This is a genomic window from Salinispora pacifica DSM 45544, from assembly GCF_000378845.1.
In the GTDB taxonomy this organism is placed as follows: domain Bacteria; phylum Actinomycetota; class Actinomycetes; order Mycobacteriales; family Micromonosporaceae; genus Micromonospora; species Micromonospora pacifica.
In genome coordinates, this window is sequence record NZ_KB905359.1 from 4630030 (window position 1) to 4644612 (window position 14583).

General features: G+C 70.5%; 13 protein-coding genes. 8 read left to right on the plus strand and 5 right to left on the minus strand.

Annotated elements, in window-relative coordinates:
* Position 1 precedes the first annotated feature (1 nt).
* On the minus strand, positions 2-1693 hold the full coding sequence (locus SALPAC3_RS0121330) for a sensor histidine kinase (protein ID WP_033660472.1): 1692 nt from the start codon (positions 1691-1693) through the stop codon (positions 2-4).
* A gap of 14 nt (positions 1694-1707) precedes the next feature.
* Positions 1708-3507, minus strand: coding sequence for an AMP-dependent synthetase/ligase (locus SALPAC3_RS0121335; protein WP_033671507.1), 1800 nt, complete (start codon positions 3505-3507; stop codon positions 1708-1710).
* Positions 3508-3633: 126 nt separating this feature from the next.
* Here SALPAC3_RS0121335 and SALPAC3_RS0121340 point away from each other — a divergent pair, with 126 nt between their 5' ends.
* From SALPAC3_RS0121340 to SALPAC3_RS0121360, 5 genes are all read left to right on the plus strand, one after another.
* A complete protein-coding gene (locus SALPAC3_RS0121340; RefSeq protein ID WP_018223206.1) occupies positions 3634-4077 on the plus strand; it encodes an SRPBCC family protein in 444 nt (147 codons plus the stop codon).
* A gap of 42 nt (positions 4078-4119) precedes the next feature.
* Positions 4120-4740 (plus strand): hypothetical protein, encoded by a 621-nt coding sequence (locus SALPAC3_RS0121345; RefSeq protein ID WP_018223207.1) that lies wholly within the window; start codon positions 4120-4122, stop codon positions 4738-4740.
* Positions 4741-4798: 58 nt separating this feature from the next.
* A complete protein-coding gene (locus SALPAC3_RS0121350; RefSeq protein WP_018810860.1) occupies positions 4799-5770 on the plus strand; it encodes an ROK family glucokinase in 972 nt (323 codons plus the stop codon).
* 189 nt (positions 5771-5959) lie between these two features.
* Positions 5960-7366: a flavin-containing monooxygenase gene (locus SALPAC3_RS0121355; protein WP_018223209.1), complete on the plus strand. Its 1407-nt coding sequence runs from the start codon at positions 5960-5962 to the stop codon at positions 7364-7366.
* A 108-nt stretch (positions 7367-7474) separates the two neighbouring features.
* Positions 7475-8290, plus strand: a complete 816-nt coding sequence (locus tag SALPAC3_RS0121360; RefSeq protein WP_018223210.1) for an alpha/beta hydrolase — start codon at positions 7475-7477, stop codon at positions 8288-8290.
* An 11-nt stretch (positions 8291-8301) separates the two neighbouring features.
* Here SALPAC3_RS0121360 and SALPAC3_RS0121365 read toward each other — a convergent pair whose 3' ends face one another.
* The 3 genes from SALPAC3_RS0121365 to SALPAC3_RS0121375 all read right to left on the minus strand — a co-directional run bounded on the left by SALPAC3_RS0121365 (position 8302) and on the right by SALPAC3_RS0121375 (position 11694).
* Complete coding sequence (locus tag SALPAC3_RS0121365; protein WP_018223211.1) at positions 8302-9720, minus strand: alpha,alpha-trehalose-phosphate synthase (UDP-forming); 1419 nt, start codon at positions 9718-9720, stop codon at positions 8302-8304.
* A gap of 283 nt (positions 9721-10003) precedes the next feature.
* Positions 10004-10807 (minus strand): hypothetical protein, encoded by an 804-nt coding sequence (locus SALPAC3_RS0121370; RefSeq protein ID WP_018223212.1) that lies wholly within the window; start codon positions 10805-10807, stop codon positions 10004-10006.
* Between the two features lie 194 nt (positions 10808-11001).
* Positions 11002-11694 (minus strand): Crp/Fnr family transcriptional regulator, encoded by a 693-nt coding sequence (locus tag SALPAC3_RS0121375; RefSeq protein WP_018216422.1) that lies wholly within the window; start codon positions 11692-11694, stop codon positions 11002-11004.
* Between the two features lie 260 nt (positions 11695-11954).
* On the opposite strand from SALPAC3_RS0121375, the gene SALPAC3_RS0121380 reads away from it, so the two are divergent.
* The 3 genes from SALPAC3_RS0121380 (at position 11955) to proC (ending at position 14581) form a co-directional block, all read left to right on the plus strand.
* The gene (locus SALPAC3_RS0121380) at positions 11955-12476 is read left to right on the plus strand and encodes a polyadenylate-specific 3'-exoribonuclease AS (protein WP_026185789.1); all 522 of its coding nucleotides are present in this window, start codon (positions 11955-11957) and stop codon (positions 12474-12476) included.
* Positions 12477-12665: 189 nt separating this feature from the next.
* Positions 12666-13694 carry a 6-phosphofructokinase gene (locus SALPAC3_RS0121385; protein ID WP_012014478.1) on the plus strand — a complete coding sequence of 343 codons (1029 nt, stop codon included), beginning with the start codon at positions 12666-12668 and terminating at the stop codon, positions 13692-13694.
* 68 nt (positions 13695-13762) lie between these two features.
* Positions 13763-14581: a pyrroline-5-carboxylate reductase gene (gene proC / locus SALPAC3_RS0121390; protein ID WP_018223214.1), complete on the plus strand. Its 819-nt coding sequence runs from the start codon at positions 13763-13765 to the stop codon at positions 14579-14581.
* Positions 14582-14583: the final 2 nt, after the last annotated feature.

Here is a 14583-nt window from a genome sequence, read left to right on the forward strand (position 1 = left end):
GTTACTCCCCTTCTGCTGTGGTACTGCCACGCACGCTATCGCGCTGGGACGACGAACCAACCACCACGGCCACCGTTGTGCCGCTCGGTTGCCGCGGCCGGATCTCCAGTCGACCTCGGATACGTTCCGCCCTCTCTGCCATGATCGCAAGACCGTAGTGCCCGTCCGCAGGGTGGTCGGAGATTCCGTGACCGTCATCCGACACCTCGATCTGGGCGTACGGCGGATCCACCGCACAGGTGACCCAGAGGTTCGAGGCGCCAGCGTGCTTGCGGGCGTTGGCCACCGCCTCCTGGGCGATCCGCAGGAGCTCGGCCTCGGTGGCGGCGGGCAGCCGGGCGGTCGACTCGTCCAGCGACAGGTGTACCCGCAGGCCGCCGGAGACCCCGACCGTGCGCGCGTATTCGGCGATGGCGGCGGCGAGGCCACCGTGCCGGTCCACCTCGCTGCGCAGCTCGAAGAGGCTGAGCCGCAGCTCGGTGATGACCCGGGTGACCTCCTGACGTAGCCCACGCAGCGACCCAGCGGTCTCCTCGGTGTCCTCGTGCACCGTGGCCAGGGCGTTGTCGATGCCGTAGCCGACCATCACCAGCTCCTGGGCCACCCCGTCGTGGATCTCCCGGGCGAGTCGTTGTCGCTCCTCGTTCGTGGCCAGGGAGCGCACCTCGTCGAAGAGCAGGGCTGCCTCCAGGCGCAGCGCGGCGGGGGAGGTCAGTCCGGTCGCCCGGGCCACCACCGCGGGCGGGTACGCCTGCGCGACATCCGCCTCCAGCACCACCAACCCGACCGTACGCACCCCGGCGACCAGTGGCACGATCAGCGCGGAGACCTCCCCACCGACGGGTGATCGGGCTTGCGAGTGCGCGGCGGTCTGTGGCTGCTGGCTGGCCCACGCGTCGGCGATCGCCGAGTCCGCGTCCAGTGTGGTTTCCCAGTCCACCCGGTCGGCGCCGCACTGGGCCAGGACGACCAACCGGCCACCACCACTGGCCGACAGGACGGCCCCCCGGTCTGTCCGGGCCAGCGTCCGCAGCTCCTCCAGCAGGTGCTCGGAGATGCCACCCGGGTCCAGTGTGGCGCCAGGTAGCTTCCGAGCGACTGTGCGTAGCTGGGTAAGGAGGCGGGTCGCCTCCGCGTACGGCTGGGGCTTGCTGTCGCTGCGCGCCCGGATCACCCGGTGCAGGGTTCGCGCCGCATAGAGCCCGAGGCCGGAGAGGGTCAGCCACTGGACGCTGACTGCCAGGTAGCCGACCTGGAAGAGTTGCCGCTGGCCGTCGATCTCGGTCAGCGCTCCGGCCAGCAAGAGGGTGAGGCCGATGACCGTCAGCAGCCCTGCGCCCTCGCGGAAGCGTCGGCGCAGGGCGGTGACGGTGACCGGGACGGTCAGGTATGGCAGCACCGCCGAGGCGCCCAGCCCGGCGTTCTGCGCGCCGATCGTCGCCACCGAGGCGACGTGGCTGGTGGCGAGCCCCAGCACCACCACCTCGGCGCCCCGGCTCAGCGGCCCGAGCCGGTCGTGTGTCGGCGCGAGCAGTGCCGGCAGGCCCGCCGCCGCCAGGAGTGCGATCCACCACAGCTGGGCGAGGTCGTGCGTGGCGAGCAGGCTCAGTACCGCCACCAAGGCCAGCATCACCACGCGCGCGGCAGCAGCGAGGGGATGCGGTCGGGGCAGTCTCGGAGTGGAGGCGGGCACCTGACGGATGGTAGTCAGCTTCGGTAGATTTCGGCGATTTCTGCCGCGTATGACCTGTGCACGATTTGTCGCTTTACTTTGAGGGAGGGGGTCAGCTCGCCGGTCGTCTCGGCGAAGTCCCGGGGCAGGATTCGGAAGACCCTGATGGCCTCGGCCCGGGACACGGCGCGGTTGGCCGTGTCGATCGCGGACTGGATCTCGGACCGCAGCCCCTCATGATCGCGGAGCTGCTCGACCGGGGTGTTCGCCGGCAGGCCGGCCTCCTCCAACCACGCCGGCAGCGCCTCCTCATCCACGGTGACCAGCGCCGCGACAAAGGGCTGCCGGTCGCCGACCACCACGCACTGGCTGACCAGCGGGTGCGCCCGGACCTGATCCTCAAGGACCGCCGGAGCGACGTTCTTGCCGCCCGCGGTCACGATGATCTCCTTCTTCCGGCCGGTGATCCGCAGGTAGCCGTCGCTGTCGAGCTGGCCCAGATCGCCGGTGCGGAACCAGCCGTCGGCGGTGAGCACATCCGCGCTGGCGGCCTCGTTGCGCCAGTAGCCCCGGAAGACCAGGTCTCCGGCGACGAGGACCTCGCCGTCGTCGTCAATCCGGATGGTCACCCCGGGCAGCGGGCGGCCGACACTGCCAATCCGGATGGCATCGGGCAGGTTGGTGGAGGCGGCGGGGGACGTCTCGGTCAGCCCGTACCCCTCGTAGATGGTCACCCCCACGCCGCGGAAGAAGTGCCCAAGTCGCGCGCCGAGTGGCGCTCCGCCGGAGATTGCATCGTTACACCGTCCGCCGAGCGCGGCCCGCAGCTTGCGGTAGACCAGTCGGTCGAAGAGCGCGTGCTGCACCCGGAGCGCCAGGCCCGGCCCGGTCGAGGTCTCCAGCGCCTCGCTGTACGCGATCGCGACTGCCTCGGCACGGGCGAAGATCCGGCCCTTGCCGGAGGCGTCGGCCTTCTGCTTGGCGCTGTTGTAGACCTTCTCGAAGACCCGGGGGACGGAGAGTACGAAGGTGGGGCGAACCGCCTGCAACCGGGGGAGCAGGTCGCTGGTGTCCGGGCAGTGGGCCATGGTGGCGCGGGCCTGCACCACACCGACCTGGATTAGCCGGGCGAAGGCGTGGGCGAGCGGCAGGAACAGCAGGGTGGAGGCGCCCGGACCGAACAGGTTGGGTAGCACGGGCACGGCGTTGGCGATGTCGGCGAACATGCTGCGGTGGGTCAGCATGCACCCCTTGGGGCGGCCGGTGGTGCCGCTGGTGTAGACGAGGGTGGCGAGGTCATCGGCCCGCACGGCCGCGCGGCGCTGCTCGATCTCGGTCGGGTCAACCGACTCACCGGCGGTGACCAACTCGTCCATTCCGCCGCGGTCGATCTGCCAGACGTGCGTCAGCTCGGGCACCCCGTCGCGGACCCTGGCGACCAGCGCGGCGTGCGCGTCCGTCTCCACCAGGACGCCGACCGCCCCCGAGTCGGACAGGATCCAGGCGGTCTGCTCGGCGCTGGAGGTCTCGTAGATCGGCACAGTGACCGCACCGGCAGCCCAGACCGCGTAGTCGAAGAGCGTCCACTCGTACCGGGTGCGACTCATCAGCCCGACCCGGTCGCCGGGCTGAACCCCGGCTGCGACCAGGCCGCGTGCCGTCGCGACCACCTCGTCGCGGAACTGGCGGCAGGTCACGTCGACCCAGGAGTCGCCGGCACCCGCACGGATGAACTGCACCACGTCTGGGGCTACCTCAGCGTTTTCCCAGACCGGATCGGTTAGGTTGGCCGAGTCGCCGACGGTGACGATCGGTGGGACGGAGAACTCGCGCACCTGCACTCTCCTCGTGTTCACGCTGGCCGGGCAGGCCGCCCTCACGGTCGGCTCTGTCGCAACCTACCCGTCCAGCGCCGTGGGTGGTGCAGACAGGTTCGTCACACGGCCGGGTAGCCTCCCCCCATGGCGGACTCCTCCACCCAGTCGATCACGATCGGCGCGGCACCGGAGCAGGTGGCGGCGGTCATCTGCGACCTGGCCCGCTACCCCGAATGGACCGAGGCGTTGCGGCAGGTGGAGGTGCTTGAGGAGGACGCCGACGGCTACGCCCGTCAGGTCCGGTTCACCCTCGACGCCGGCGTTCTGATGGACGAGTATGTGCTGGTCTACGAGTACGCAGCGGACCGCAGCCGGATCGAGTGGCACCTGGCGGCGCCCTCCCGAATGCAGCGCTCCCAGCACGGTTCGTACGACCTGGTGGGCAACGCGGATGGCACGACCACGGTGACCTACACACTGGAGGTCGAGCTGTCGGTTGGGATGCTTGGGATGTTTCGCCGCAAGGCTGAGAGAATGATCATGGAAGCTGCGTTGAAGCAGCTCAAGCGCCGGGTAGAAGGCATCTGACGCGCCGTGTTGACGCGGCCGTTTCGGTAGGGGGAGCCGCCCATGGGGGCAACGGATCCGGGTTCGGCCCGGGAAGAGGCGGAACGGCTGGTCGCGACCCTGTTGGCCGGGGCGCGGCTCGCCGCGGCCGGCACGGAGGGCGGCACCTCGTGGGGCCCGCTCGGTGGGATCGTCTCGAGTGTTCTCGGTCACGCTGAAAGTTCGACCGGTGCCGGTCTGTCGACCGGTACGGCGGAGTGCTGTATCTGCCCGCTCTGCCGAGCGATTGTCGCCTTACGAGACCCGAGTCCGGAATTCGCCGAGCGGCTCGCCACCGGAGCCGGTGACCTGGCTGCCGGAGTGGCGAGCCTGCTCCGGGCATTCGCCTCGGCACAGCCGGACCCCGCCGCGGCGGACCCCACCGCGGAAACCGCGGCACCGGGGAGGCCAACCCCGGTGTGGCAGGCAGCCACCCAGAGCAGGCATGATTCTCCGTCGGCGCCCGAGGGGGATGTCTGGTCCGCCGCAACTCGGGCGGAGGAGGACCCCGTCCCGGCCGCCGCACCGCCCGTCAACGGCGCCGGGCCGACCGCGACAGAGAAGATACCGGCGACGGCTGACCGTCCCGTGGTGCCCGCCGCTCGGGTGCCCGGCGACATGGGCGAGGACGCCCGCGGGGCCTGACCCAGCACCCCGACCCAACCGGCGTAACGCCTCGGGCCGGGCAGTACAGCAGAGGGGAGTGGCAGCGGTGACGCTGACCATCGGAGTGGACGTCGGTGGCACGAAGGTCGCAGCCGGTGTCGTGGACGACACGGGCACGGTGCTCGTGCAGACCCGACGGGACACTCCCGCGGACGACGTCGGTAAGACCTGTGACGTCATCGTCGAGGTGATCCGAGAACTGGCCGAGGGGCGGGCGGTCGAGGGGGTCGGCATCGGTGCGGCCGGCTGGATCGACGCCAGTCGTTCGACGGTGCTCTTCGCCCCGAACCTCGCCTGGCGGGACGAGCCGCTACGCGAGTTCGTCAACGGCGCCACCGACCTGCCGGTGATCGTGGAGAACGACGCCAACGTGGCCGCCTGGGCGGAGTTCCGCTACGGTGCGGCCCGCGACGCCGAGGACTCGATGGTCATGTTCACCATCGGCACCGGGGTCGGCGGCGGCATCGTGCTCGGTGGCGAGCTGGTGCGTGGCGCGCACGGCATCGCCGCCGAGCTGGGACACATGCTCAGCGTGCCGGACGGGCACCAGTGCGGCTGCGGTCGGCTGGGCTGCATCGAGCAGTACGCCAGTGGGAGCGCCTTGGTGCGCTTCGCCCGCGCCGCAGCCCGCCAGGAACCGCACCGCGCTGCCGCCCTGCTGGCCCATGCCGGTGGCGACGTCGATGCGATCACCGGCCGGATGGTCACGGTCGCGGCGCGGGACGGCGACCCGGTCTCCACCGAGGCTTTCGCCCAGGTCGGCCACTGGCTCGGCAGCGGTCTCGCCGACCTGGCGCAGATCCTGGACCCGCAGGTGTTGGTGGTCGGCGGTGGCGTCGTCGAAGCCGGTGATCTGCTGCTGGGACCGGCCCGCTCCGCCTACACCGAGGCGCTCGCGCAGCGGGGCCGGCTGCCGGTGGCGCAGGTCTGCCCCGCCAAGCTCGGCAACGACGCCGGTCTTATCGGCGCTGCCGACCTCGCCCGTCGAATCCCGGACGCGGGCCGGTAGCGACGCCGGGCGGCTCAGTGCCGTCGCGGGTCCGGGTCGTACCGTACCCACCGCCAGCGGGACGATGCGGCAGCGCCGCTGGCGGTGGTGCCCGACGGCCGGCGGGTCGTCGGGCTGGACATTGGGCATCCGATGTGGGCAGGATGCTGCGCGACCTGGCATCCGTGCCGCACCTAAGGAGATGCCTCGGTGACCACCTCCACCGATCACGGCCGGCCCGACCCGGAGTTGAGCACCCTCGACCTGGCCCGGGGGGCCCGCTCCGTCTCCTACCGCGGTGAGACCGTCTGCGTGATCGGGGCGGGCCCGACCGGGCTGACCGCGATCAAGAATTTGACCGAGCACGGGTTCGGTGTCGACTGCTACGAGCGGGAGACCGGAGTCGGCGGGGTGTGGAACTGGCGGCACGACCGCAGCCCGGTCTACGCCAGCACGCACCTGATCTCGTCGCGTCCGTTAACCCAGTTTCCCGACTTCCCGATGCCGGACGACTGGCCGGACTACCCGCACCACAGTCAGTTGCTGACCTACCTCGAGCGGTACGCGGACCATTTCGACCTGCGCCGGCACGTCTGGTTCGGTACGGAGGTGGTGCGGGTCGAGCCGGCTGAGGGCGACCGGTGGGACGTCACGACCCGCAGCACCGGCGGCTACGGCCCGGAACGGACCTCCCGGTACGCCGCGGTTGTGGTCGCCAACGGCCACAACTGGTCGCCGAAACTACCCACCCACGAGGGCCTTGCCGAGTTCCGCGGCGAGGTCATGCACGCCTCGGCCTACCAGGATCCGGCGCAGTTGCGGGGCAGACGGGTGCTGGTGGTCGGAGCCGGCAACACCGGCTGCGACATCGCTACCGAGGCAGCTCAGCAGGCCGCCCACTGCTGGCACTCCACCCGCCGTGGCTACTGGTACGCGCCGAAGTATCTCCTTGGCCGTCCGGCTGACCAGCTCAACGACCTGATGCTGGCGCTGCGGGTGCCCCGGCGGCTCCGGCAGTGGCTCTTTCACCGTCTCCTCCAGGCGAGTGTGGGGGATCTGACCCGTTTCGGTCTGCCGCGACCAGACCACCGGATGCTGGAGACGCATCCGATCGTGAACAGTCAGCTTGTCTACTATCTGGGCCATGGCCGAGTCACTCCGGTGCCGGAGGTCGTCCGTTTCCACCCGGACTCCGTCGAGCTGGCGGATGGCCGGCAGGTCGATCCGGAGCTGGTCGTCTTCGCCACCGGCTACCTGCCCCGGTTCGAGTTTCTCGACCCGAAGATCCTTGGCGACGATGGCACGACCGGACGTCCGGTGCTGTGGCTCAACGCCTTTGTGCCGAATCATCCGACCCTCGCCGTGGCCGGCCTGGTGCAGCCCGATTCCGGCATCTTCCCGCTGTCCCACTGGCAGAGCGTGCTCTTCGCCCGGTTGCTGCGGCTGCGGGAGACCCGGCCCAACAAGGCGGCAGCCTTCGCCGCCACGGTGACCACCCGGGCGGGGGAGCGCTACTCGGGGCCGGTCAAGGAGAGCAGCCGACACTGGTTCGAGGTCGGTCACGCCGACTACCTGCGCGCCCTGCAGCGCGCCCTGCACGACCTGGAGGCCAAGTAAGTGCGAGGAGTGAGCTTGCGAGCCCCGCAGTCGCGAGCGGAGGGTGGGCGTGGTGAGTGCGAGGAGTGAGCTTGCGAGCCCCGCAGTCGCGAGCGGAGGGTTCATTCGGTGAGCCAGCAGGTGCGGATCATGCGGGGGCGGGAGTGGGCTCGCCCGGTCCGTCCGGTGCGACGCGAGGTGCTCGAGGCCATCCCCGGGCTGGATGAGGGCCGACCGCCGTTGTTGTTCGTCCCTGGTTTCGGGCACGGTGCGTGGGCGTTCGCTGAGCACTGGTTGGGGCACGCCGCCGAGCGCGGCTTCTCTGGGTACGCGTTGAGTCTGCGTGGGCAGGCTGGCAGTGGACCGGCGCCGGAAGCCACGCTGCGGGCGTACGCCCACGACGTGGTGCAGGTGGCCGCGGGCCTGTCCCGCCGGGCGGTGCTGGTGGGGCATGGGGCTGGGGCGCTGGTGGTCGCGCACGCCCTGGCCCGCTACCCGGCCCGGGCCGCCGTGATGGTGGCCCCGGTCTTCGGTGGTTGGGCAACGGCGTTCACGGCGCTGCGCCGTAACCCCCTGGGTACGCTACCCGCGCTCGTTGGCGGCCGGCTGCAGTGCAACCGCGCCCAGTTGTTCGGTCGGGAACTGCCCCGGGACGAGGTGCGGCGGCACCTGTCCCGGCTGGGCCGCCCCGCCCGGCGTGCCCAGTGGCAGCTACTGCTCGGGCGCGAGCCCGAGCCGGCTGTGGGCGACCCACCGGTGTTGGTGCTCGGCAGCCCGGAGGACCGGGTCGTGCCGCACTCGGTGCTCATCCGGGCTGCCAGACGGTACGGCTCGGCCCCGCTGCTCTTCCCCGGCATGAGCCACGACCTGATGCTGGACGCCCGGTGGCGGGAACCGATCGACGGGATCCTCGACTGGCTGGAGAAGGAGCCGTCCGGCGGCTGAGCCCGGGTGGGTCAGCGGGTCGTGCCGAGTCGGCTGAGCAGGGCGCTGTCCTGGTCCAGCGCGGTCAGGTAGGAGCGAGCCCAGGCGTGGATGTCGTGCTGGCGCAGGTGCGTCCGCATCGCTCGCATCCGCTCGCGGACCTGCTCCGGCTGGGCCCGTAGCGCCGCGAGCAGGCCCTGCTTGAGGCCTTCCAGGTCATGTGGGTTCACCAGGTACGCCTGGGCCAGCTCGGCGGCAGCGCCGGCGAACTCACTGAGCAGCAGCGCGCCGGTGTCGTTCACCCGGGCGGCCACGTACTCTTTGGCGACCAGGTTCATGCCGTCTCGAAGCGGGGTCACCGCCATCACATCTGCGATCCGGTAGAGCGCTGCCAACTCGGCGCGGCCGAAGGGCTGGGTCAGGTAGTGGATGGCCGGCTCGCCGACGCGGCCGAATTCGCCGTTGATCCGACCGACTTCGCGCTCCACCCGTTTGCGGAGGATCTGGTATTGCCCCACTCGCTCCCGGCTGGGCACCGCGACCTGAACCAGGACCGTGTCCTGTACCTTGACGTGCCCGTCGGCGATCAGTTCGCTGTACGCCTTCAGCCGCTGCTCGATGCCCTTGGTGTAGTCCATCCGGTCCACGCTGAGGATTACGCGCTCCGGGCTGCCAAGGTCACGGCGGAGCCGGCTGGCGCGGTCGGCGACGTCGGGCTGGTCGGCCAGTGCGGCCATTTCAGCGGTGTCAATGGAGACCGGGAACGAACCGATGCGGACGATCCGGCCGTCAACGGCGATTCGATGGTCGGTGGCCGGCAGCCCGAGCACCCGGTCGGCGAGCTGGGCGAAGTTGTGTGCGGCTTGGGCCCGCTGGAAGCCGACGAGGTCGGCGCCGAGCATTCCCCGCAGTAGCTCGGCTCGCCGGGGGAGCTGCATGAACAGCTCCGGCGGTGGGAACGCCACGTGGAGGAAGAAGCCGATTCGCAGGTCCGGGCGGAGTGCCCGGAGCAGGCCGGGTACGAGCTGTAGGTGGTAGTCCTGCACCCAGACCACGGCCCCGGGCTCGGCCACCTCGGCGACGGCCGCCGCGAACCGTTGGTTGACTCGCTGGTACGCCTCCCACCAGCGGCGGTGGTGCTCCGGCTGTTCAACGGCGTCGTGGTAGAGCGGCCAGAGCGTGGAGTTGACGAAGCCCTCGTAGTGGTCACGCAGATCGTCAGCGGTGAGCGGCACCGTGTGCATCCGGACACCGTCAACGTCGGGCAGCGCCGGTGCCGGTCCGGTGCCACCCGCCCAACCCACCCAGGTGGCGGGTGTCTGCCGTAGTGGCGAGTGCAGGGCGCTCACCAGCCCGCCGGGGCGGCGGCGCCACTCGCAGGCACCGTCCGGCGCCGTACTGTCGTCGATGGGAAGGCGGTTGGCGACCACCACCAGGGAACTCTGTCGCACCTCGGACGTTTCCGATCTGCCGGTGACCGCCGCAACAGGGGGATAGGGCCGGCAGCCGGCGGAGGGGGAATGACGGACAGCAGTATTCCTACTAACCGTAAGTTACACCACTGTTACGTCCCAGCTTTGGAGTGGGTGCCCGGTCGGCCCGCAATCGGTGCGGCGGGCCGCAGCTGGTGGGGCGGGCCGTGATCGGTGGGGCGGGCCGTGATGTCGATGCGGGGACCGCGGTGGGTGGGCTGACGGGGGTGGTGGCTGCGCGGTTCGGGCCAGGAGGCCGAGCTCAGACGACGGCGCCGTCGTCCGGGTCGTGTTCGTCCCGGTCACCGGGGCGGAGCCGGCTGATCAGGGTGACGAAGCCGGCGAGGATGCCGGTGAAGCCGAGCAGGGTGACAATCCCCGGGTCCACCGGGAGTAGCTCGGGGTACAGGAAGAGCAGGAAGCCGGCCACGATGGCCAGGGTGCCGAGCGCGGCGTACTTGGAGATGCGGGGCAGCGGTGGGGGTGGGGGCGGCGTGTACCGCTCTGCCTCCTCCTGCTCGTCGTCGGGCAGGTCCGCGCCGAAGGTGTCCAACCCGTCGAGGAGCGATGGCTCCTCCTCCCGCCCTTGGCTGACGGTGACGCCGGAGACATCCGCCGCGTAGGGCAGTCGCCGCGTGTCGGTGGAGGTCCGGCCGGCCCGGTCGTCGTCCACGTCCTCGGCGGCGGGCCACCGGTTGTCACCGCCGCTGGCGGAGGTGGTGTGGAATCCGGCGACTATCCGTGCCCATTCGGCCTCGATGTCGGGTTCGTTGTCCCGGGCGCGGTCGGTGGCACCCTCGTCGGCGAGCTGGGTGAGGTAGTCCCGGGCGGTACGCAGGTGGGAGCGGTCGACGTACAGCCGGTCGGTCGGCCGGGGTGGGACGGTGGTGGTGCGGGTGACCGGGTTGAGGTCGGCCGAGGGTTGTAGATAGGCGGCGATGCCCCCGGCGGCGAGCACGTCCAGAAGATGCTCACCGACGCGGGGATCCACATCGCCAGCGACCGCGTATTCGCTTGCGTCGATCCCGTTGTCCCGCCGTCCCCGGCGGGCCCCACCCGCTGACACCGGACAACCTCCTCTTCGCGCGCCGGGGGCGCGCTCCCGAAGCCCTCTCGGCGTCTCTGCCCGCCGTGCCTTGAATCGTGACACGCCGGGGACCGGTTGCGGGAGTGCGTTCGCTCGCGTCTTGCGATCGGAGCAATCGCGGGCGGGCCCGGCCGGGGCCCGCCCGCCTACCCCGGCCCCGATCGTACGTGCCGTCAGCGCTCGCTCATGCCGGCGCGGCGGCGCAGCGACGCCACGTCGGTCACCACGATCCGGCGGCCCTCGGTGCGCAGCCAGCCCCGGTTGGCGAAGGAGCCGATCGCCTGGTTGACGCTCTGTCGGGAGCCGCCGGCCATCTCGGCGAGCTGGCTCTGGTTGAGCTCGATGGTGATCATCGGGGCCTGGCTCTCCCCGGCCAGGCGGACCAGCGTCTTTGCCACCCGTCCGGGCAGATCGAGGAAGACATGGTCGGCGTTCTGCTCGGTAAGCCGGCGGATCAGGCTGCCGAGGGAGCGCATCACCGCGTCGAGGATGCGTGGATTGGAGTGCACCAACTCCATGAACGCCCCCCGGGACAGGGCGAGGGCTGCGCAGTCCTCGATCGCCTCGGCGGACGCAGATCGGGTGGAGGCATCCAGCAGGGAGACCTCGCCCAGCACCTCCGGCGGCCGGATCACCGACAGCACCGCCCGCTCCCCGGTGGGAGCCGTGCGAAAGACGGCCACCGCGCCGCGGCGCAGCACGATCAGGGACTCGCCCGGGTCGTTCTCGACGAAGAGCAGCTGCCCCTTGCGGTAGGTGCGTGGCACCGCCGCCGAGATCACCCGTTGCCGGGCTTCTGGCTCGAGCCCGGCGAACATCTCGACGCCCGTGAGCGCGTCACCTGGCTCCGGTAGGCGCACCTCCACGGCCCAACCCCTCCCCCGGTCAAGGACCCCTGACTCGCTCCCGGGTGAACCTGACAGGGACTGCCAAGATGCTCCGACGCCTCCGGTAGCGGTACACATCAGATCATGACGGCCTGGTTGCTTGCTGTACACCCCTCAATTCGTTTGCGTGACCTTCGAGACCTATCCGATACCAGTTCTGACCTGCGAGGACGCGGAGCATTCCGGCCGGCGGCACCCACCCCGGCCCGGTCGTGGCGGCGTACGCCAAGATGGCGGTGATGGTTTATCGCTACTTTTATGACTGCGAGTTCATCGAGGATGGCCGCACCATCGATCTGGTGTCGATCGGCGTCGTCGATGAGTACGGCCGTGACTTCTACGCCGTCTCCACCGAGTTCGACGACTCTCGGGCGGTGCCCTGGGTGCGTCGTAACGTGTTGAGTCAGTTGCCGTCGCCAGCGGATCGGGCCTGGCGGTCCCGCGCGCGAATCCGGGACGAGCTGGAGGAGTTTCTGTTGGAGCCGGTCCGGGGCCGTCCCGGCGAGCAGCTGGAGCTGTGGGCGTGGTACGCGGCGTACGACCACGTGTCGCTGGCGCAGCTGTGGGGGGCGATGCTGGCACTGCCTCGGCAGATCCCGCGCTTCACCAAGGACCTGCGCCAGCTCTGGGACGACCGGGGTCGTCCGCCGTTGCCGGACGCGGACGCGGCGCGGCACAACGCGCTGGTGGACGCACGACACAACCTGGCTCGGTGGCAGGCCATGACCGGATCGGGTCGGACGGGACCGGGTCACCGTTGATCAGATCTCGCTTCGGGGCTGGTCTGCCGCCTGGTTCCCAGGGGCGCGGTGTCGGCGCACTCCGGACGGGACTACAGTTCGCAATGACGGCCCGCCCCGGGCCGGCAATGGCGCCGATGGTCTGTTTCGACACATATCCTGGGGCTTAACCGGGCTTTACCCAATTGTTCCCAGGAGGATGAGCAGATCATGCGTATCGGCGTGCTCACCGGCGGCGGCGACTGCCCCGGTCTCAACGCGGTCATCCGGGCGGTGGTTCGGAAGGGCGTGGCCAACTACGGCCACGAGTTCGTGGGCTTCCGGGATGGCTGGAAGGGCCCGCTCGAGGGGCTTTCTCGCCCGTTGGGGATCGCGGAGGTGCGGGGTATCCTGCCACGTGGCGGTACGATCCTGGGCTCCTCCCGGACCAACCCGTTCAAGATTGAGAACGGCGTTGAGCGGATCAAGGAGAACCTCGCCACGCAGGGCGTTGACGCGCTGATCGCGATCGGCGGCGAGGACACTCTCGGTGTCGCCACCAAGCTGCACGAACTCGGCGTCAACGTCATCGGCGTGCCGAAGACGATCGACAACGACCTGGGCGCCACCGACTACACCTTCGGTTTCGACACCGCGGTCAACATCGCGATGGAGGCCATCGATCGGCTGCACACCACCGCCGAGAGCCACCACCGCACCCTGGTCGTTGAGGTGATGGGCCGGCACGCTGGCTGGATCGCCCTGCACGCCGGGCTCGCCGGGGGTGCCAACGTGATCCTGCTGCCGGAGCGGCAGTTCGACGTGAACCAGGTCGCCGGCTACGTCGAGAAGCGTTTCCAGCACCAGTACGCCCCGATCGTCGTGGTCGCCGAGGGCGCCCACCCGCTCGAGGGGCAGATGGTCCTGCACAACCAGGAGCTGGACGCCTTCGGCCACGTCCGCCTCGGTGGCGTCGGCCAGTGGCTCGCCGAGCAGCTCGAAGCCAAGACCGGCAAGGAGGCCCGTACCGTCGTGCTCGGTCACATCCAGCGCGGCGGCACCCCGACCGCCTTCGATCGGGTGCTCGCCACCCGGCTCGGTCTCCAGGCGATCGATGCCGTGCACGAGGGCGACTGGGGCAAGATGGTGGCGATGCAGAGCACGGACATCGTTCGCGTGCCGCTGGCCGAGGCCACCCGCGAGCTGAAGACCGTGCCGCTGGAGCGGTACGCCGAGGCCGAGGTCTTCTTCGGTAGCTGATCGTCAACCGGTGCGCGGTCGGCCCACGGGCCACCGCGCACCGGCCTACGCGGGAAGAGGTACGGCCGATGGCGGAAACCGTGCACCCGGTCGCGGTCATTGGGGCTGGCAAGATCGGCGAGCTGGTGCTCTCCGGCCTGCTGCGCTCGGGCTGGCCAGCGGAGCGGCTGTTGGCCACCACCCGGCGGCAGGCGCGGGCCGAGGAGCTGGCCCTCCGCTACGGCGTGCGGGTGGTCGACAACCACACCGCGGTGGCCGAGGCCGAGGTGCTCGCGATCGCGGTCAAGCCGCAGGATGCGGCCGCGTTGCTGGACGAGATCGGCCCGAAGATTCCGGCCGAAAAGCTGGTTATCTCGCTCTGCGCCGGCCTACCCACCAGTTTCTTCGGTCGGCGGTTGGCCACGGGTACCCCGGTGGTGCGGGTGATGACCAACACTCCGGCTCTGGTTGACGAGGCGATGTCGGCGATCTCCGCCGGAGAACACGCCACCGCCGCGCACCTGGCCCTGGCCGAGGAGATGTTCACCCCGCTCGGCGGAACCCTGCGGGTCCCCGAGTCGCAGCAGGACGCGGTGACCGCGTTGTCGGGTTCCGGGCCGGCGTACTTCTACCTGCTGGTTGAGGCGATGGTTGACGCGGGCATCCTGCTCGGCCTGCCCCGGCAGGTCGCCCACGAGTTGATCGTGCAGACCGCGATCGGGTCGGCGGTCATGCTGCGCGACTCCGGCGAGCACCCGGTGAAGCTGCGGGAGGCGGTGACCTCGCCCGCCGGCACCACCATCTCCGCCGTTCGCGAGTTGGAGAGGCACGGGGTGCGGGCGGCGCTGTTGGCCGCCCTGGAGGCGGCCCGGGACCGGGCCGGGGAACTGGCCGCGCAAGCCGACTGAGC